At 69.6% G+C, this 18,752-nt stretch carries 17 protein-coding genes and 1 tRNA gene; 14 read left to right on the top strand and 4 right to left on the bottom strand.

Annotated elements, in window-relative coordinates; all coding sequences use genetic code 11:
- Positions 1-3: 3 nt before the first annotated feature.
- The 5 genes from hflC to G8A07_RS19550 all read left to right on the top strand — a co-directional run bounded on the left by hflC (position 4) and on the right by G8A07_RS19550 (position 4,318).
- The gene (gene hflC / locus G8A07_RS19570) at positions 4-897 is read left to right on the top strand and encodes a protease modulator HflC (protein WP_195793661.1); all 894 of its coding nucleotides are present in this window, start codon (positions 4-6) and stop codon (positions 895-897) included.
- 17 nt (positions 898-914) lie between these two features.
- On the top strand, positions 915-1,103 hold the full coding sequence (locus G8A07_RS19565; protein WP_195793660.1) for a DUF2065 domain-containing protein: 189 nt from the start codon (positions 915-917) through the stop codon (positions 1,101-1,103).
- Positions 1,104-1,206: 103 nt separating this feature from the next.
- Complete coding sequence (locus G8A07_RS19560) at positions 1,207-2,382, top strand: ATP phosphoribosyltransferase regulatory subunit (protein ID WP_195793659.1); 1,176 nt, start codon at positions 1,207-1,209, stop codon at positions 2,380-2,382.
- Positions 2,383-2,430: 48 nt separating this feature from the next.
- A complete protein-coding gene (locus G8A07_RS19555; protein ID WP_195793658.1) occupies positions 2,431-3,765 on the top strand; it encodes an adenylosuccinate synthase in 1,335 nt (444 codons plus the stop codon).
- Between the two features lie 31 nt (positions 3,766-3,796).
- Positions 3,797-4,318 carry a phosphoribosyltransferase gene (locus tag G8A07_RS19550; RefSeq protein WP_195793657.1) on the top strand — a complete coding sequence of 174 codons (522 nt, stop codon included), beginning with the start codon at positions 3,797-3,799 and terminating at the stop codon, positions 4,316-4,318.
- 163 nt (positions 4,319-4,481) lie between these two features.
- Here G8A07_RS19550 and G8A07_RS19545 read toward each other — a convergent pair.
- Positions 4,482-4,566 (bottom strand) — tRNA-Leu (locus G8A07_RS19545).
- Between the two features lie 72 nt (positions 4,567-4,638).
- Here G8A07_RS19545 and rnr point away from each other — a divergent pair.
- Entirely contained in the window at positions 4,639-6,942 is a 2,304-nt protein-coding gene (gene rnr / locus G8A07_RS19540; RefSeq protein WP_195797858.1) for a ribonuclease R, read from the top strand.
- 15 nt (positions 6,943-6,957) lie between these two features.
- Here the strand turns inward: rnr and G8A07_RS19535 are convergent, their stop codons facing one another.
- Genes G8A07_RS19535 through G8A07_RS19525 form a run of 3 tightly spaced genes read right to left on the bottom strand, consistent with a single transcriptional unit; the run spans position 6,958 to position 11,161 of the window.
- The gene (locus tag G8A07_RS19535; protein WP_195793656.1) at positions 6,958-8,478 is read right to left on the bottom strand and encodes an NAD(P)H-hydrate dehydratase; all 1,521 of its coding nucleotides are present in this window, start codon (positions 8,476-8,478) and stop codon (positions 6,958-6,960) included.
- Between the two features lie 13 nt (positions 8,479-8,491).
- Positions 8,492-9,841, bottom strand: coding sequence for an FAD-dependent oxidoreductase (locus G8A07_RS19530; RefSeq protein WP_195793655.1), 1,350 nt, complete (start codon positions 9,839-9,841; stop codon positions 8,492-8,494).
- A 3-nt stretch (positions 9,842-9,844) separates the two neighbouring features.
- On the bottom strand, positions 9,845-11,161 hold the full coding sequence (locus G8A07_RS19525) for an amidase (RefSeq protein ID WP_195793654.1): 1,317 nt from the start codon (positions 11,159-11,161) through the stop codon (positions 9,845-9,847).
- 166 nt (positions 11,162-11,327) lie between these two features.
- On the opposite strand from G8A07_RS19525, the gene rpsB reads away from it, so the two are divergent.
- The 8 genes from rpsB to rseP all read left to right on the top strand — a co-directional run bounded on the left by rpsB (position 11,328) and on the right by rseP (position 18,731).
- Positions 11,328-12,074, top strand: a complete 747-nt coding sequence (gene rpsB, locus G8A07_RS19520; RefSeq protein ID WP_195793653.1) for a 30S ribosomal protein S2 — start codon at positions 11,328-11,330, stop codon at positions 12,072-12,074.
- A 107-nt stretch (positions 12,075-12,181) separates the two neighbouring features.
- The gene (gene tsf, locus G8A07_RS19515) at positions 12,182-13,096 is read left to right on the top strand and encodes a translation elongation factor Ts (RefSeq protein ID WP_195793652.1); all 915 of its coding nucleotides are present in this window, start codon (positions 12,182-12,184) and stop codon (positions 13,094-13,096) included.
- A gap of 114 nt (positions 13,097-13,210) precedes the next feature.
- Entirely contained in the window at positions 13,211-13,921 is a 711-nt protein-coding gene (gene pyrH, locus G8A07_RS19510) for a UMP kinase (RefSeq protein ID WP_195793651.1), read from the top strand.
- Between the two features lie 45 nt (positions 13,922-13,966).
- Positions 13,967-14,527: a ribosome recycling factor gene (frr, locus tag G8A07_RS19505; RefSeq protein WP_195793650.1), complete on the top strand. Its 561-nt coding sequence runs from the start codon at positions 13,967-13,969 to the stop codon at positions 14,525-14,527.
- A gap of 8 nt (positions 14,528-14,535) precedes the next feature.
- Complete coding sequence (gene uppS, locus G8A07_RS19500; protein WP_256441053.1) at positions 14,536-15,270, top strand: polyprenyl diphosphate synthase; 735 nt, start codon at positions 14,536-14,538, stop codon at positions 15,268-15,270.
- A 22-nt stretch (positions 15,271-15,292) separates the two neighbouring features.
- Entirely contained in the window at positions 15,293-16,156 is an 864-nt protein-coding gene (locus tag G8A07_RS19495; RefSeq protein ID WP_195793649.1) for a phosphatidate cytidylyltransferase, read from the top strand.
- Positions 16,153-17,355: a 1-deoxy-D-xylulose-5-phosphate reductoisomerase gene (locus tag G8A07_RS19490; protein WP_195793648.1), complete on the top strand. Its 1,203-nt coding sequence runs from the start codon at positions 16,153-16,155 to the stop codon at positions 17,353-17,355. The genes G8A07_RS19495 and G8A07_RS19490 overlap by 4 nt, the downstream gene beginning before the upstream one ends.
- Positions 17,355-18,731, top strand: coding sequence for an RIP metalloprotease RseP (rseP, locus tag G8A07_RS19485; RefSeq protein WP_195793647.1), 1,377 nt, complete (start codon positions 17,355-17,357; stop codon positions 18,729-18,731). Before G8A07_RS19490 ends, rseP begins: the two co-directional genes overlap by 1 nt.
- Positions 18,732-18,752: the final 21 nt, after the last annotated feature.

Genomic DNA, 18,752 nt, shown 5'->3' with positions numbered 1-18,752 from the left:
AACATGAACCGTATTGCCTCCATCGTCATCGGTGCGCTGATCGCCTTCATGGTGGCCAGCTCGACGCTGTTCATCGTCGACCAGCGCCAGTTCGCCGTGGTCTACGCGCTGGGTGAGATCAAGGAAGTGGTCACCGAGCCGGGCCTGAAGTTCAAGCTGCCGCCGCCGTTCCAGAACGTCGTGTTCCTGGACCGCCGCATGCAGACCCTGGACAGCCCCGAGTCGCGCGCCATCTTCACCGCCGAGAAGAAGAGTCTGGTGATCGACTGGCTGGTCAAGTGGCGTGTCGCCGAGCCGCGTCAGTTCATCCGCAACAGCGGCACCGACATGCGCAATGTCGAGACCCGTCTGAGCCCGATCGTGCAGGCCGCCTTCAACGAGGAAGTCACCAAGCGCACCGTGCTGTCCGTGCTGGCGACCGAGCGCGAGAAGGTGATGAACGACGTGCGCAAACGCCTGGAAGACGAGGCCAAGCAGTTCGGCATCGAAGTGGTGGACGTGCGCATCAAGCGCGTTGACTTCTCGGCCAACATCACCGACTCGGTCTACCGCCGCATGGAGTCCGAGCGCAAGCGCGTGGCCGCCGAGGCCCGCTCCACCGGTTCGGCCGAGAGCGAGAAGATCCGCGCCGATGCCGACCGCCAGCGCGAGGTGATCGTCGCCGAGGCCTACCGCGACGCGCAGAAGGTCAAGGGTGAGGGCGATGCCAAGGCCTCGGCCCTGTACGCCGAAGCCTTCGGCCGCGACCCGCAGTTTGCCCAGTTCTACCGCTCGCTCGAGGCCTACCGCACGACCTGGCGCAGCAAGTCGGACGTGATGGTGGTCGACCCCAGCAGCGACTTCTTCAAGGCCATGCGCGGCTCCGGCGGCGCGGCGGCCCCGGCCAAGGGCAAGTAAGTCCGGGCGCGGCGGGCATGGGCGAGACCCTGCTGGGCGCGCTGGCCCTGATGCTGGTCATCGAGGGACTGATGCCCCTGCTCAACCCCAGGGGCTGGCGCCAAGTCTTTGCCCGGGTGTTGGCGATGAGCGACGGCCAGATCCGCTTCATCGGCCTGGCCAGTCTGCTGGCCGGGCTGGCCCTGCTGTTCGCCCTCTGGGGGTGACCGGGTCCGTCCCCGACTTAAACGGGCTGTCCCGCTCGGGCATTTGCCCGGGCCGTCGCGCGGGACCGGTACAATGCCGTTTTTAACCGCCCCCGTACGCCCCATGTCCTCTGCTTGGCTGCTGCCCGAGCATATTGCCGACGTTCTGCCGTCCCAGGCGCGCCGCATCGAAGAACTGCGCCGCGACATGCTGGACATGGCGCGCACCTATGGCTGCGAGCTGGTGATGCCGCCGCTGCTGGAGCATCTGGACTCGCTGCTGTCCGGCACCGGCCGCGCGCTGGACCTCAAGACCTTCAAGCTGGTGGATCAGCTCTCGGGCCGCTCGCTGGGGCTGCGCGCCGACACCACGCCGCAGGTGGCGCGCATCGACGCGCATCTGCTGAACCGCGCAGGCGTGACCCGGCTGTGCTACTGCGGCCCGGTGCTGCATACCCGCCCGGACGGCCTGAACGCGACCCGCGAGCCGCTGCAGTTCGGCGTCGAGATCTACGGCCATGCCGGCCTGGAGGCGGACCTGGAGGTGCAGGAGCTGGCGCTGGATGCGCTGCGTCGCGCGGGGCTTTCCGACATCGCGATCGACCTGGGCGACGCCCGCCTGGTGCAGGGCATCCTGGGTGATCTGAAAATCGCGCCGACGCTGCTGGCCGAGATCGCCGGCGCGCTGGCGTCCAAGGACGGCGCCGCGCTGGCGGGCCTGACCGGCGAGCTGCCGGCCACGGCCGCGGCGGGGCTGCAGGCCCTGCTGTCGCTGTATGGCGGCATCGAGGTGCTGGCCGAGGCGCGCGCGCGCCTGCCGAAGACGCCCGCGGTCAGCGCCGCGCTGGACGATCTGCAGTGGCTGGCCACGCATCTGCGCCAGACCCATCCGGAGGTGGCGCTGGGCTTCGACCTGGCCGACCTGCGCGGCTATGCCTACTACAGCGGCGTACGCTTCGCCGTCTACGCGGCCGGCTCCAGCGATGCCGTGCTGCGCGGCGGCCGCTACGACGAGGTCGGGGCGGTGTTCGGCCGGCGTCGTCCGGCCGTGGGTTTCAGCCTGGACCTGAAGGCCCTGGTGCAGCTGAGCCCGGCTCAGCCGCTGCGGGCCGCGGTGCGCGCGCCCTGGAGCGGCGGGGAGCCGGGCGACGAAGGCCTGCGCGCGGCGATCCGCCGTCTGCGCGAGCTGGGCGAGACCGTGGTGTGCGTGCTGCCCGGGCACGAGCACGAAGGCGACGAATTCGATTGCGACCGCGAACTGGTGCGCATCGAGTCCCAATGGGTGGTGCGCGCGCTCTGAAGCGCGCCGCGTCGCCAACAATCTTTCAACGAATCGAGCGAATTCATCATGCAAAGCGAAATTGCGCGCGGCCGGAATGTGGTGGTGGTCGGCACCCAGTGGGGTGACGAGGGCAAGGGCAAGGTGGTCGACTGGATGACGCCGCACGCCCAGGGCGTGGTGCGCTTCCAGGGTGGCCACAACGCCGGCCACACCCTGGTGATCAAGGGCGTGAAGACCGCGCTGCAGCTGATCCCCTCGGGCATCATGCGCGACGGCGTGGCCTGCTACATCGGCAACGGCGTGGTGCTGGACCCGACCCATCTGCTGGGCGAGATCGAGCGCCTGGAGAGGGCCGGCGTCGAGGTGCGTTCGCGCCTGTACATCTCCGAGTCCTGCCCGCTGATCCTGCCCTTCCACGTCGCCGTGGACAAGGCGCGCGAGGCGCTGCGCGAGAACAGCGGCAGCGGCAAGATCGGCACCACCGGCAAGGGCATCGGCCCGGCCTATGAGGACAAGGTGGCGCGCCGCGCGCTGCGCGTGCAGGATCTGAAGCATCCCGAGCGCTTCGCCAAGAAGCTCAAGGAGCTGCTGGAGCTGCACAACTTTGCGCTGTGCGGCTATTTGAAGTGCGGCGAGCTGGAGTTCCAGCCGATCTTCGATCAGGCCATGAAGATGGCCGAGCAGATCAAGCCGATGATGGCCGACGTCGGCTACATGCTGCACAAGGCGCACCAGGCCGGCCAGAACATCCTGTTCGAGGGCGCCCAGGGTACGCTGCTGGACATCGACCATGGCACCTACCCCTATGTGACCTCGAGCAACTGCGTGGCCGGCAATGCCGCCGCCGGTGCCGGCGTGGGCCCGCAGATGCTGCACTACATGCTGGGCATCACCAAGGCCTACACCACCCGCGTCGGCTCGGGGCCGTTCCCGACCGAGCTGGAGTGGGAGAAGGAAGGCACGGTGGGCTACCACCTGTCGACCGTCGGCCAGGAGAAGGGCACCGTGACCGGCCGCGCGCGCCGCTGCGGCTGGCTGGACGCTGCCGCGCTGAAGCGCTCCATCATCATCAACGGCATCACCGGCCTGTGCATGACCAAGCTGGATGTGCTGGATGGCCTGGCCGAGGTGCAGATGTGCGTCGGCTACGAACTGAACGGCCAGCACATCGACATCCTGCCGCTGGATGCGGACGAGATCATCGCCTGCAAGCCGGTCTACGAGACCTTCCCGGGCTGGACCGAGACCACCGCCGGCATCACCGAATGGGACAAGCTGCCGCTGAATGCGCGCCGCTACCTGGAGCGCGTGCAGCAGGTCGCCGGCACGCCGATCGCGATGGTCTCGACCGGTCCGGACCGCGAACACACCATTGTCCTGAAGCATCCCTTCCAGGCCTGACCCAAGCCATTCCAACGAGGAGCCCCACCCCATGCTGACCGACGACGGCAAACATCTGTACGTCTCCTGGGACGAATACCACATGCTGATCGAGCGCCTGGCCCTGAAGGTGCATGCCTCGGGCTGGCAGTTCGACCAGATCCTGTGCCTGGCCCGCGGCGGCATGCGCCCGGGCGACGTGCTGTCGCGCGTGTTCGACAAGCCGCTGGGCATCATGTCCACCAGCAGTTACCGCGCCGAGGCCGGCACGATCCAGGGGCGCCTGGACATCGCCAAGTACATCACCATGCCCAAGGGCGAGCTGGCCGGCCGCGTGCTGCTGGTTGATGACCTGGCGGATTCGGGGGTCACCCTGAAGGCGGTGGTGGAGCGCCTGCGCGGCATGCCTTCGATCAGCGAGCTGCGCTCGGCGGTGATCTGGACCAAGGGTGTCTCGACCTACACGCCGGACTACTATGTCGAGATGCTGGAGACCAGTCCCTGGATCCACCAGCCTTTCGAAGAGTACGACGACATGCGGCCGGACGCGCTGGCCAAGAAGTTCGTCGTCTGAGCCGCGACTCGATGACCACTCGCAGCGAAGCCGGTTCCGCCTTGTGCCGAACCGGCTTTGTTGTTTGTGGCGTTGTTGTATCCGCGCCAGCCTGGTGTGCCCGCATGCCGCGGGAGGCTTGGCGAAATGAAAAAGGCCAGCACAATGTGCTGGCCTTCGTATTTGGTGCCCAGGAGAGGACTCGAACCTCCACGGAGTTACCCGCTAGTACCTGAAACTAGTGCGTCTACCAATTCCGCCACCTGGGCTTTCAGGAAAGATGGGATTCTATCATCAAAAATTTTAAGTCTGCAAGCACCACGCCGAATGCCGGCGCCTTGCTGAGCGAAGTCGAAGGCCAGGTGCAGGGGCACCGCGATGGCCATGGTTTCCTGCTGCCCGATGCGGGCGGCGCCGATGTCTACCTCTCCGCGCAGGAGATGCATGCGGTGATGCATGGCGACCGCCTGCGGGTGCGCGTCACGCGCTTCGACAAGCGCGGCCGGCCCGAGGGCAAGGTGCTCGAGATCCTGGACCGCAAGAAGCGCCCGATCATCGGCCGGCTGCTGCTGGAGTCGGGCATCTGGCTGGTCGCGCCGGAAGACAAGCGCATGGGCCAGGACATCCTGATCCCGAAGAACGGCATCGCCAACGCGACCGCGGGCCAGGTGGTGGCGGTCGAGCTGACCGAGCCGCCGTCGCTCTACTCGCAGCCGGTGGGTCGCGTGGTCGAGGTGCTGGGCGAGATCGACGATCCCGGCATGGAGATCGAGATCGCGGTGCGCAAGTACGAGGTGCCGCACCGCTTCAGCGCCGAGACCCTGGCGCAGAGCGCCAAGCTGCCCGACCGCCTGCGCGCCGCCGACCTCAAGCACCGCATCGACCTGCGCGACGTGGCACTGGTGACGATCGACGGCGAGGATGCGCGTGACTTCGACGATGCGGTCTACTGCGAGCCGCACAAGCAGGGCCGCGGCAAGAGCGCCTTCACCGGCTGGCGTCTGATCGTCGCGATCGCCGACGTCAGCCATTACGTCAAGCCCGGCGAGCCGCTCGATGCCGATGCCTACGAGCGTGCCACCTCCGTCTACTTCCCGCGCCGGGTGATCCCGATGCTGCCGGAGAAGCTGTCTAACGGCCTGTGCTCGCTGAACCCGGAGCAGGACCGGCTGTCGATGGTCTGCGACATGCTGATCGACGCCGAGGGCGAGACGCGCGCCTACCAGTTCTATCCGGCGGTGATCTGCTCGCATGCGCGCCTGACCTATACCGAGGTCGCCGCGGTGCTGGGCAACACCCATGGCCCGGAGGCCGCCAAGCGCCGCGAGCTGGTGCCGCATCTGCTGCATCTGCACGGGGTCTATCGCGCGCTGCTGGGCCAGCGCGCCAAGCGCGGCGCGGTCGATTTCGAGACCACTGAGACCCAGATCGTCTGCGACGACAACGGCCGCATCGAGAAGATCGTGCCGCGCACCCGCAACGAGGCGCACCGACTGATCGAGGAGGCGATGCTGGCCGCCAATGTCTGCGCGGCCGACTTCATCGCCGGCGCCAAGCAGCATGCGTTGTTCCGCGTCCACGAGGGCCCGACGCCCGAGAAGCGCGCCACCCTGCAGGCCTATCTGCGCGCGCTGGGTCTGGGCCTCGGGATCAGCGACGACCCGACGCCGGGCGAGTTCCAGGCCGTCGCCGCGGCCACCAAGGACCGGCCGGACGCGCAGCAGATCCACGCCATGCTGCTGCGCTCGATGCAGCAGGCGATCTACACCGGCGCGAACTCCGGCCACTTCGGCCTGGCCTATCCGGCCTACACCCATTTCACCAGCCCGATCCGGCGCTATCCGGACCTGCTGGTGCATCGCGTGATCAAGGCCATGCTGGGTGGCAAGCGCTACCAGCTCGACGCGGCCAAGATGGATGTGCCCGAGCCGCCGAAGCGGCCCGGCAAGGCCAAGCCGATCAACCCCGCCAGCGCCTCGACCGATGCCGAGCGCTGGGAGGTGGTGGGCGCGCATTGCAGTGCCAACGAGCGCCGCGCCGACGAGGCCTCGCGCGATGTCGAGGCCTGGCTCAAGTGCCGCTACATGCGCGAGCATCTGGGCGAGGAGTTCAGTGGCACCGTCAGCGCGGTAACGAGCTTCGGCCTGTTCGTGCAGCTCGACGCGCTCTATGTCGAGGGCCTGATCCACATCACCGAGCTGGGTGGCGAGTACTACCGCTTCGACGAGGTGCGCCAGGAGCTGCGTGGCGAGCGCACCGGCATGCGCTATGCCACCGGCGCGCGCGTGCAGGTGCAGGTCAGCCGCGTCGACCTGGACGGCCGCAAGATCGACTTCCGCCTGGTGCGCGACAGCGACGAGGCGCGCCTGGTGGCGCGCGCGCTGCGCGACAAGATGGGTGGTGGTGGTGGCGAGGCGTCGCGCCGCGCCGCGCCGGTCATCGAGCCGGCCTCGGCGGTGGAGGCGCTGGAGCAGGTGCGGCGCCAGGACCGCGAGCTGAAGGCCGGCCGCCGCGCCACCGGCAAGAAGCCGGCCGGCAAGGCCGCGCCGAAATCGGCCGCGACCCATCCGGTGAAGGCGGCGCGCGCGCGCGCCAAGGCCGGCAAATCGGCGGAGGCGGCCGCGCCGCGCGGCAAGAAGCGCTGAGCGGCGCCCGGCCGCTCAGGCCGTGCCGGGCGCGGCGTGCAGCGCGTGCATCGCCTCGATCAGCTCGGCCGCGCGCAGCGGCCCGCCGCCCGGGGCGGCCTCGGCCGCCGCGCCATGCCAGTAGACGGCCGCGCGGGCCAGCGCCTGGGTGGTAGCTGTCGTGTCGGCGCCCGCCTGTTGCGCCCACAGGCCGCCGATCCAGCCCGCCAGCACATCGCCGCTGCCGGCGGTGGCCAAGCGGCCATTGCCGCTGCGGTTGATCGCGCAGGCTCCGTCGGGGCCGGCGATCACCGAGCCCGAGCCCTTCAGCACCACGCAGCAGTCCAGCGCCCGGGCCAGCGCCCGGGCCGCGCCCAGGCGGTCGGCCTGCACCGCGGCGGTGTCGCAGCCCAGCAGGCGCGCCGCCTCCAGTGGATGCGGCGTCAGGATGCTGGGCTGGCCGCGGCCGCCGCGCACGCGCAGGCGTTCGCGCAGTCCCGCATCGGTGGCGACGGCATTCAGGCCATCGGCGTCCAGCACCAGGCGCCGGGCCCGCTCAAGCACCGCCGGCAACGCGGCGCCGATGCTTGCGCCGCCGCCGCAGCCGGCCACCAGCACATGGCGCCGCCAGCTGTCCGGATGGGCCAGCAGGGCCTCGGGCCAGTGCATCAGCTCGGGGCGGGGCAGGGCGGGCTCGGTCGCGGCGTCCAGGCAGCAGGCATGCACCCGGCCCGCGCCGGCGGCCAGCGCGGCCTGGGCCGCCAGCATCACCGCGCCGCGCATGCCCGGCGCGCCGCCCAGCACCAGCACATCGCCGAAGCTGCCCTTGTGGCTGGCATGGCCGCGCGGACCGCTGACGCGGCGCCAGTCGGCCAGCGCCTGCGGGCCCAGCAGCCAGGTCTCGGCGGGGGCGGGGCAGGGCATGCCCAGCTCGTCCCACCAGATCTCGCCGGCCAGCGCGCGGCCCTGCGCGGTGAACAGGCCCGGCTTCAGGGTCAGCAGGCTCAGGGTGTGGCTGGCGTTCACCACCGCGCCGGCGGCGTGGCCGTGGTCGCCATGCAGGCCGCTGGGCAGGTCGATCGCCAGCACCGGCGCGCTCTGCCGGTTGGTCAGCTCGATCGCCGCGGCGACCCAGCCCTCGGGCGCGCGGTTCGCACCCAGGCCCAGCAGGCCGTCGATCACCAGATCGGCCTGCAGCTGCGCGGGCAGTTCGGTGCAGGGTATCAGGCCGGCCTGCTGCGCCTGCTGCAGTGCCCAGGCGCTGTCGGGCGGCGGCGGGCGCTGGTCCGCGGGGCGCCACAACGCCACCTGCTTGCCGGCCGCGGCCAGCGCGCAGGCGGCGACCAGCGCGTCGCCGCCGTTGTTGCCGGGGCCGCACAGCAGCGCGATGCGGCGCGCCTCGGGGCGCAGCGCCAAGGCCAGCTTGGCGACGGCCAGGCCGGCGCGCTGCATCAGGGCCTGCGGCGCGCTGCGCGCCAGTGCCTGATGCTCCCAGCCGCGGCTGGCGTTCACCCCATGCAGGGGCAGGTGGGCGGGATCGTGCAGGACGCGGCGCATGCCCGCAGCCTAACTAGCGCAGGCGGCTCACGTCCAGGCCTTCGACATCGACCGCTGTTGCGCGGCCGGCCAGCTGGTCGGCCAGCACGCGGGCCGAGCCGCAGGACAGGGCCCAGCCGCTGCTGCCATGGCCGAGGTTCAGCCAGATGCCGGCGGCGCCGCTGGCGCCCAGCACCGGCGGGCCGTCGGGCAGCATCGGGCGCGCGCCCTTCCAGCGCTGCAACTGGCCGTTCAGGGTTGCGCCGGGGAACCAGTCGTGCAGCACCTTGTGCAGGGTGGCGAGCGGCTTGGGCCGGAAAGTCTCGGGTCTGCCGCCCAGCTCGGCGCAGCCGGCCACGCGCACGCGCTGGCCGATGCGGCTGATCGCGACCTTGAAGCGTTCGTCCATCAGCGCGGCGCGCGGTCCCAGGTCCGGATGCGCCTCCAGCTGGCGCAGCGGCGCGGTAATCGAATAGCCATAGACCGGTAGCAGCGGCAGCTTCAGGCCCAGCGGCTCGAGCAGCACGCCCGAATCGACCGCGGCGCAGACCACGATCGCATCGAAATGCTCCCGCTGCGGCTCGGGCATCTGCGGCACGGTGGCCGGGCCGTCGGCGGAGTCATGGTCCAGGAAGCGGGTGTTGGCCGCGGCCTGGCTTTCCTCGGGCGGCGTGTACTCGTGCACCAGGCCGGGCCGGCTGCCCGGCTCGAGGCGGCGCACCGTGGTGTGGAAGCGGAAGCGCACGCCGGCGCGCTGCGCCTCGCTGCGCAGCGCCTGCGCGAACTGGCGGCAGTTGCCCACCTCGTCCTGTGCCAGGTGGATGCCGGCCTCCAGCGCGACCTCGGCGTTCAGGCCGGGCTCGGCGGCCAGGCATTGCTGCGCGTCCAGCAGGCGGTGCGCGACGCCCAGCTCGTCCAGCAGGCGCAGGCTGTGCTGGGCCGCGGCCAGCTCGCGCTTGCCACGCAGCAGCACCAGCAGGCCCTCGGCGCGCTCGTAGTCCAGCTGCAGCTGCTGGCGCAGCAGGTTCAGGCGCTGCTGGCTGTAGGCCGCCAGGCGATGCATGCGCTGGCGGTTCAGCGCATGCGGCACGGGCTTGCCGCTGCGCCACCAGCGCCACAGCCAGCCGAGCTCGCGCGGGCCGGGCAGGCCGTCGATGCGCATCGCGGCATGGGCGCCGAAGCTCTGGCGCAGCAGCTTGGCCGCCATGCCCGGGCCGGACCAGGGGCCGACATAGCCGGGTGCGACCACGCCGGCATTGGCGAAGCTGCCTTCGGCGGCGACGCCGCCGCTGCGCTCGAACACGGTGACCTCATGGCCGTCGGCGGCCAGCTCATACGCGGTGGTGACGCCGATGATGCCGGCGCCCACGATGGCAACACGCATGGCTCAGGCCTCCCCGTTGGCCAGGGCGGCCTCGGCCTGCAGGGCCAGGCTCAGCAGCGCGTCGTCATGCATCGCCGGGGCCCACAGCATCAGGCCGGTGGGCAGCTCGCCCGGGGCATGGCAGGGCAGGGAGATCGCGCAGCCGTCCAGCAAATTGACGACCGAGGTGTTGCGCAGCATCAGCAGATTGGTGGTGAAGAAATGTTCGTCGTCCGCCAGCAGCGGCGCCAGTTCGGGCGCAACGCGGGGCACGGTCGGGCTGAGCAGGGCATCGAAGCCCTGCAGCGCCGCCTCCATGCGGGCGATCCAGGCGCGGCGCGCCTGCAGCAGGTCGATGTAGTCGGCGGCGCTCAGCGCCGCGCCGCGTTTGATGCGCAGCGCGACGCGCGGATCGTAGTCGCTTTCGCGTGCGGCCAGACGCAGCCGGTGCCAGGCCCAGCTTTCGGCGGCGGCCAGGCCGCCTTGCAGCTGCAGCGCGCCGAAGTCGCGCAGCGGCTCGGGATCGATGGTTTCGATGCGCGCGCCGGCGGCCGAGAGGCGGGCGAGCGCGCGCTCGAAGTCGCGCGCGACCTGGCTGTCCAGTCCTTCCAGCATCGCGCGCGGCACGCCCAGGCGCCGTGCGGACCAGGGCCTGGCCTGCAGTGCAACGCGGCGCGCGGCCAGGATCTCGTGCAGCAGCACCGCGTCGCGCACCGAGCGCGTGATCGCGCAGGTGGTGTCCAGGCTGGTCGCCAGCGGGATGCCGCCCTCGGCAGGCGTCAGCCGCGCGGTGTTCTTGAAGCCGACCAGGCCGCACAGCGCGGCCGGGATGCGGATCGAGCCGCCGGTGTCCGAGCCCAGCGCGGCCCAGGCCGCGCCGGCCGCGACGCTGACCGCGCCGCCCGAGGTCGAGCCGCCGGGAATGCGCGCCAGGCCGTCGATCGCTCGAGTCGCCGGGTTGAGCGGCGTGCCGTGGTGGGGGTTCAGCCCCAGGCCGGAAAAGGCGAACTCGCTCAGGTTGGTGTGGCCGATCAGCGCGGCGCCGGCACCGCGCAGCCGCGCCACCGCGGGGCTGTCGGCCGCGGCCGGTGCGGCGTCGGCGAGCGAGCGCGAGGCGGCCGTCGTCGGCTGGCTGGCGACGTCGAACAGGTCCTTGATGCTTATGGCCAGGCCGCCCAGCGGGGTGTTGGGTTCTGCGACGGCGGGCGCTGGAAAGAGGCGCACGAAGGCGTGCCGGCAGGCCTCGCCGCGGGCCGCGTCCAGGCTGCGCTGCAGCAGTTCGGCGGCTTGCAGCCGGCCGTTGCGCAGGCCGTCGAGGGCGCTGCTCAGGTCATGGGGCATGAATCGTGTATACTCTTTGGGTTTTGCTGCTGGCTGCGCCTCGTTCGAGGCGCGGTGACGGCGGAATAAATCGCAAACCCGGCCACTTCAAGGTGTTGCAGCTGCTTTCGTTTCTTTCAGCAGCGCAATTCGGGCCGGATTTTAGACACAACCTTCGGAGTTACTTATGTCCGTGACGATGCGCGAGATGCTGGAAGCCGGCGTCCATTTTGGCCACCAAACCCGCTTCTGGAATCCCAAGATGGCCCCGTTCATTTACGGCCATCGCAACAAGATTCACATCATCAACCTCGAAAAGACCCTGCCCAAGTTCGAGGAAGCGATGAAGTTCGTGCGCCAGCTGGCTGCCAAGCGCGGCACCGTGCTGATGATCGGCACGAAGCGCCAGGCCCGCGAGGTCGTGGCCCTGGAAGCCCAGCGCGCCGGCATGCCCTATGTCGACAACCGTTGGCTGGGCGGCATGATGACCAACTTCAAGACGGTCAAGGGGTCGCTGAAGAACCTGAAGGACATGCAGGCCCAGATCGAAGCCGGCACCCAGCCCGCGATCAAGAAGGAAGCCCTGCTGTTCCAGCGCGACATCGCCAAGCTGGAAAAGAACATCGGCGGTATCCAGGACATGACCGCGCTGCCGGACGCCATCTTCGTGATCGACGTCGGCTACCACAAGATTGCCGTCGCCGAAGCCAAGAAGCTGGGCATTCCCGTGATCGGCGTGGTTGACACCAACCACTCGCCCGAAGGCATCGACTACATCATCCCGGGCAACGACGACTCGGCCAAGGCCGTCGCTCTGTACGCCAAGGCTGTCGCCGACGCCGTGCTGGAAGGCCGTGCCAACGCCGGCAACGAGCTGGTGCAGGCCGTCGCCGCCGATGGCGACGAGTTCGTGGAAGTCAACGAAGGCGCTTGATCTCCTCGATCGCCTAGGCAAGAGGGGCTGATTCAGCCCCTTTTTTTCAACGAAGAATTTTCTGGGGTGGCCCGTGTGGGCGGCCCCGCTGCAAAACGGAGATTGATATGGCTGCAATTACCGCAAGCATGGTGGCCGAGCTGCGCGCCCGCACCGACGCCCCGATGATGGAATGCAAGAAGGCGCTGACCGAGGCCGAGGGTGATCTGGTCCGCGCCGAGGAAATCCTGCGCGTCAAGCTGGGCAACAAGGCCGGCAAGGCCGCCTCGCGCGTCACCGCCGAAGGCGTGGTCGCGACCGCCGTGGTCGGCGGCGCCGGCGCCCTGATCGAGGTCAACTGCGAAACCGACTTCGTCTCCAAGAACGACGCCTTCCTGGCCTTCGTCAGCGCGCTGGCCGGCCTGGTGGCCGAGAAGAACCCGGCCGACATCGACGCCCTGTCCGCCCTGCCGCTGTCGCAGGAAGGCTTCGGCCCGACGGTCGAGGACGTGCGCAAGGGCCTGATCGGCAAGATCGGCGAGAACATGTCGATCCGCCGCTTCAAGCGCTACGCCGGTGGCGCCAAGCTGGCCTCCTACCTGCACGGCACCCGCATCGGCGTGGTGGTCGAGTTCGACGGCGACGATGTGGCCGCCAAGGACGTCGCGATGCATGTCGCCGCGATGAAGCCTGCCGCCCTGTCGTCGGCCGAAGTGCCGGCCGAGCTGGTCGAGAAGGAGCGCAAGATCGCCGCCGAGAAGGCCGCCGAGTCCGGCAAGCCAGCCGACATCGTCGCCAAGATGGTCGAGGGTTCGGTGCAGAAGTTCCTGAAGGAAGTCTCGCTGCTGGATCAGGTCTTCGTGAAGGCCGCCGATGGCAAGCAGACCGTTGCCGCGATGCTGAAGGAAAAGGCCACCAGCGTGAAGGGCTTCACCCTGTACGTGGTCGGCGAAGGCATCGAGAAGAAGGTGGACGACTTCGCGGCCGAAGTGGCTGCCCAGAAGGCGGCCGCCGAGGCAGCCGCCGCTGCCAAGAACGCCTAAGGCGCTCGACGGAAACAAAGGGCGCCACGGGCGCCCTTTACACTTGTGCCCGCGGCTTCCCCGGCAAGGTCTGGAAGAATCGCGGCACGCCAGCACAGCATTGACGAGGTACGAATGCCCGCACACAAACGCATCCTGCTCAAACTCTCCGGCGAGGCCCTGATGGGTGACGACGCCTTCGGCATCAACCGCGCGACCATCGTGCGCATGGTGCGCGAGATCCAGGAGGTCACTCAGCTGGGCTGCGAGGTGGCGGTCGTGATCGGCGGCGGCAATATCTTCCGCGGCGTCGCCGGCGGCTCGGTCGGCATGGACCGCGCCACCGCCGACTACATGGGCATGCTGGCCACCGTGATGAACTCGCTGGCCCTGGCCGATACGATGCGCCAGGAGGGCATGACCGCCCGCGTGATGTCCGCGATCGCGATCGAGCAGGTGGTCGAGCCCTATGTCCGCCCCAAGGCCTTGCAGTACCTCGAAGAGGGCAAGGTGGTGATCTTCGCCGCCGGCACCGGCAACCCCTTCTTCACGACCGACACCGCCGCCGCGCTGCGCGGTGCCGAGATCGGCGCCGAGATCGTGCTGAAGGCCACCAAGGTCGACGGCGTCTACACCGCCGACCCCAAGAAGGACCCGACCGCAACGCGCTATGCGCGCATCAGCTTCGACGAGGCGATCACCAAGAACCTGCAGGTGCTGGACGCCACCGCCTTCGCGCTGTGCCGCGACCAGAAGCTGCCGATCAAGGTGTTTTCCATCTTCAAGCCCGGCGCGCTGAAGCGCGTGGTGATGGGCGAGGACGAGGGCACGCTGGTCCACGTCTGAACCCGCGGCCGCCGACCCTAGAGACTTGAGAGCAAAGAGACGATCATGAGTACTGCCGACATCAAGAAGACGGCCGAGGCCAAGATGGCCAAGTCGGTCGAGTCGTTCAAGAGCGAACTGCAGAAGATCCGCACCGGTCGCGCCCATCCGGGCATCCTGGACCAGGTCAGCGTCGATTACTACGGTTCGATGGTGCCGATCTCCCAGGTGGCCAACGTCAGCCTGCTGGACGCCCGCACCATCAGCGTGCAGCCCTGGGAAAAGGGCTTCGCCGCCAAGATCGAGAAGGCGATCCGCGAGTCGGACCTGGGCCTGAACCCGTCCAGCCAGGGCGACCTGATCCGCGTGCCGATGCCGCCGCTGTCGGAGGAGCGCCGCCGCGACCTGACCAAGGTGGTCAAGAACGCCGGCGAGGATGCCAAGGTGGCGGTGCGCAATGTGCGCCGCGATGCCAACGAGCAGGCCAAGAAGCTGCTGAAGGACAAGGCCATCAGCGAGGACGATGAGCGCCGCAGCGCCGACGAGGTGCAGAAGCTGACCGACCGCGTGATCGTCGAGATCGACAAGCTGGTCGCGGCCAAGGAACAAGAGATCCTGGCGGTCTGAGTCGCGTGGTGAGCGAGACGAACGGCAAGGCGGTTGTGCCCCGCCATGTGGCCATCGTGATGGATGGCAACGGCCGCTGGGCCAAGAAGCGCTTCCTCCCGCGCTTCTTCGGCCACAAGCAGGGCGTCGACGCCCTGGTGCGCATCGTGCAGGCCTGCATCGACCGCGAGATCGAGTACCTCACGGTGTTCGCCTTCTCCAGCGAGAACTGGAAGCGCCCCAGCGACGAGGTCTCGGGCCTGATGGGTCTGGTGCTGGCCGCGGTGTCGCGCTACCTGGCGCGCATGGGCGCGATGGGCGTGCGCATCCGCATCGTCGGCGACCGCGAGGCGGTCTCCGACAAGCTGCGCAATGCCTGGAACGAGGCCGAGGCCGCGACCGCGCACAACAGCAAGCTGACCCTCAACGTCGCCTTCAACTACGGCGGCCGCTGGGACATCGTGCAGGCCACCAAGGCGGCGATCAAGGCCGGCGTGGCGCCCGAGGCGCTGACCGAGGCCAAGCTGAGCGAGTTCATGGCGATGAGCTATGCGCCCGATCCGGACCTCTTCATTCGCACCGGCGGCGAGGTGCGCATCAGCAACTTCATGCTCTGGCAGGTGGCGTACACCGAGTTCGTGTTCTCCGACTGCCTGTGGCCGGAGTTCGGCGAGGCGCAGCTGGATGCCGCGATCGAGGCCTTCCGCGAGCGCGACCGGCGCTTTGGCGGCGTCAAGGAAACCCCGGCCCTGGCCGGCGCCTGAGCGGCGCGTCCTCCTCCCCATCATGCTCAAACAACGCGTGATCACGGCCCTGCTGCTGCTGGCCGTGTTGCTGCCGGCCATCGCGGCGGCCTCGCCCTGGCCCTTCGCGCTGCTGACCCTCCTGATGATCGGCGCGGCCGGCTGGGAATGGTCCCGCCTGAACGGCGCGCCGGGCCTGCCGGCCCTGCTGTTCGGCGTCGGCCTGGCCGCGGCCTGCGGCGCCACCCTGGCAATGCTGGGTCGGGATGGCCAGCTGCGTGCGCCGCCGCCCTGGTGCTGGTGGCTGGCGGGCGCGATCTGGGTGCTGGGCGGCGCTTATGCGCTGCGCGGCGGCCCGCCGGCCTGGCCCAAGGTCTCGCGCCTGCTGCGCCTGGTGCTGGGCGGCCTGGCGCTGTGGGCGGCCTGGTTGGCGATCGCGCTGGCCAAGGCCCAGGGCATCAATTTCCTGCTGTCGATCTTCTGCCTGGTTTGGGCGGCCGATGTGTTCGCCTATTTCGGCGGCCGCAGCTTCGGCCGGCGCAAGCTGGCGCCCGCGATCAGCCCCGGCAAGAGCTGGGAGGGTGTCTGGACCGGCATGGCCGGCGTGCTGCTGCTGGCCCTGGTCTGGGCCTATCTGATCGATGCGCGCATGCCGGTCGATTCGCCCAGCCTCTACGGCCTGCTGCTGCAGGGCCTGGGCCTGCCGACGGCGCTGCTGGCCCTGCTGTTCCTGTGCGGCATGAGCGTGGTCGGCGACCTGTTCGAGTCCCTGATCAAGCGCGCGGTCGGTGCCAAAGACAGCAGCCAGCTGCTGCCCGGCCATGGCGGCGTGCTGGATCGCGTCGATGCGCTGCTGCCGGTGTTTCCGCTGGCACTGGCGCTCAGTTCCCTGGCGGCCTTGAAATGAGTTCCTCTTCCTCTCGCCAGCGCATCTGCGTCCTTGGCTCCACCGGCTCGGTCGGCACCAGCACCCTGGATGTGCTGGCCCGTCATCCCGAGCGCTACGAGGTGTTCGCGCTCAGCGCGATGAGCCGTGTCGAGGAGCTCGCCGCGCAATGCCTGCGCTACCGCCCGCGCTACGCGGTGCTGCCCGAGGCCGGCCTGGCCGCGCGGCTGCGCGGCCTGCTGCGCGAGCAAAAAGGCTGCGCCACCGAGGTGCTGGAGGGCGCGGCCGCGCTGTCCGAGATCGCGACCCATCCCGAGGTTGATGCGGTGATGGCCGCCATCGTCGGCGCCGCGGGCCTGGCGCCCTGCCTGGCGGCGGCGCGCGCCGGCAAGAAGCTGATGCTGGCCAACAAGGAGGCCATCGTCGTCGGCGGCGCGCTGTTCATGCAGGCGGTGGAGCAGGGGGGGGCGACCCTGCTGCCGGTCGATTCCGAGCATTCGGCGATCTTCCAATGCCTGCCGGAGGACCGCGCCAGCTGGCATGAGCGCATCGACCATATCGTGCTGACCGCCTCCGGCGGCCCGTTCCGCCAGCGCGACCCCGCGACCCTGGCCGACGTGACCCTGGAGCAGGCGGTCGCGCATCCGAACTGGGTGATGGGCCGCAAGATCTCGATCGACTCCGCGACCATGATGAACAAGGCGCTTGAGGTGATCGAGGCGCGCTGGCTGTTCAATCTGGCGCCGGAGCAGCTCAAGGTGGTGATCCACCCGCAGAGCATCATCCATTCGATGGTGGTGTGCCGCGACCGTTCGGTGCTGGCCCAGCTGGGCACGCCGGACATGCGGGTGCCGATCGCCTATGCGCTGTCCTTCCCGGAGCGCATCGAGTCGGGCGCCGAGCCGCTGGATTTCCTGGCCAAGCCGACCCTGAGCTTCGAGGAGGCCGACGCGCGACGCTTCCCGGGCCTGTTCCTGTCCTGGCAGGCGCTGCGCGCGGCCGAAGGCGCGACCGCGGTGCTGAACGCGGCCAACGAGGAGGCGGTGGCCGCCTTCGCGGAACGGCGCCTGCGCTTCGATCACATCTGCCGCGTCAACCGGCAGACCCTGGAGGAGCTGCATCCCGAGGCCGGTGAATGCGCCAGCGTCGAGGGCCTGCTGAATCTGGATGCGCGCGCGCGGCGGCATGCGCTGCGCCTGATCGAAGGGCTGGCCGGCTGATGCTGATGACCCTGCTGGCCTTCATTGTGACCCTGGGCGTGCTGATCGTCGTGCACGAATGGGGGCATTACCGCGTGGCCAAGGCCTGCGGCGTCAAGGTGCTGCGCTTCTCGGTCGGCTTCGGCCGCGTGATCCTGCGGCGCCAGCGCGGCGAGACCGAGTTCACCCTGGCGGCTCTGCCGCTGGGCGGCTATGTGCGCATGCTGGATGAGCGCGAGGGCCCGGTGCATCCGGCCGAGCGCGAGCGCGCCTTCAACAACCGCCCGCTGCTGCAGCGAGCCGCGATCGTCGCGGCCGGGCCGGCGGCCAACTTCGTGCTGGCGATCCTGCTATTTGCGCTGGTGAGCCTGATGGGCGTCGAGGAGCCCAAGCCGGTGCTGGGCTCGCCGCTGGCGGGCAGCCTGGCCGAGCGCGCCGGCCTGCGCGCTGGGGATTGGGTGCGCGCCACCTCGACCGATGGCGAGGATTGGACCGAGCTGCAATCGCTGCCCGAGCTGCGCTGGCAGCTGACCCAGGCGGTGTCCGACGGCCGCAAGCTCTACCTCTCGGTCAGCGACGCGCAGGGGCATGCCCAGCGCCGCCTGAGCCTGGACACCGACAGCCTTGAAAAACGCGAGCTCGATGCGCAGCTGCTGCGCCGCATCGGCCTGGGCGGACCTTTTGCGGAGCCGCTGATCGGCGAGCTGTCGGCCGGCGGTGCCGGTGCCGAGGCCGGGCTGCGCGCTGGCGACCGGGTGCTGAGCATCGATGGCCGCGCGGTCGTCGACGCGGCCTCGCTGCGCGAGCGCATCCGCGCCGCGGGGCAGGGCGGGGTCGAGGGGCAGCGCGCCGCGCCGATGGCCTGGCAGGTGGAGCGCGCGGGTCAGGTCTTGAGCCTGGAGGTCCGGCCCAAGATCGTGCGCGATGGCGAGCAGCTGCTGGGTCGCATCGAGGCCCAGGTCGGCGCGCCGCCGGAGCTGGTGACGGTCAGCCACGGGCCGCTGGAATCGCTGTGGCAGGGTACGCGCCGCACCTGGGAGGTATCGGCGCTGACCCTGAGCACCTTCGGCCGCATGCTGACAGGTGAAGCTTCCCTGAAGAACCTGAGCGGCCCGATCACGATCGCCGACTACGCCGGACAGTCCGCACGCCTGGGATTGACGCAGTATCTGAGCTTTCTGGCCCTGGTCAGCGTGAGCCTGGGCGTGCTGAACCTGCTGCCGTTGCCGATGCTCGATGGCGGACACCTGATGTATTATCTTTTCGAGGGTCTGAGCGGCCGCCCCGTCTCGGATTGGTGGCTCAAGCAGCTGCAGCGCGTCGGTGTGCTGATCATGCTGCTGATGATGACCTTGGCCCTTTCCAACGACATGGCCCGCTTGCTGGGCCTGCATTGATCTCACCCGCATGTCCGTATC

The organism is Roseateles sp. DAIF2 (assembly GCF_015624425.1).
Taxonomy (GTDB): Bacteria; Pseudomonadota; Gammaproteobacteria; order Burkholderiales; family Burkholderiaceae_C; genus Kinneretia.
This window is presented reverse-complemented; position numbering and strand designations above follow the sequence as displayed.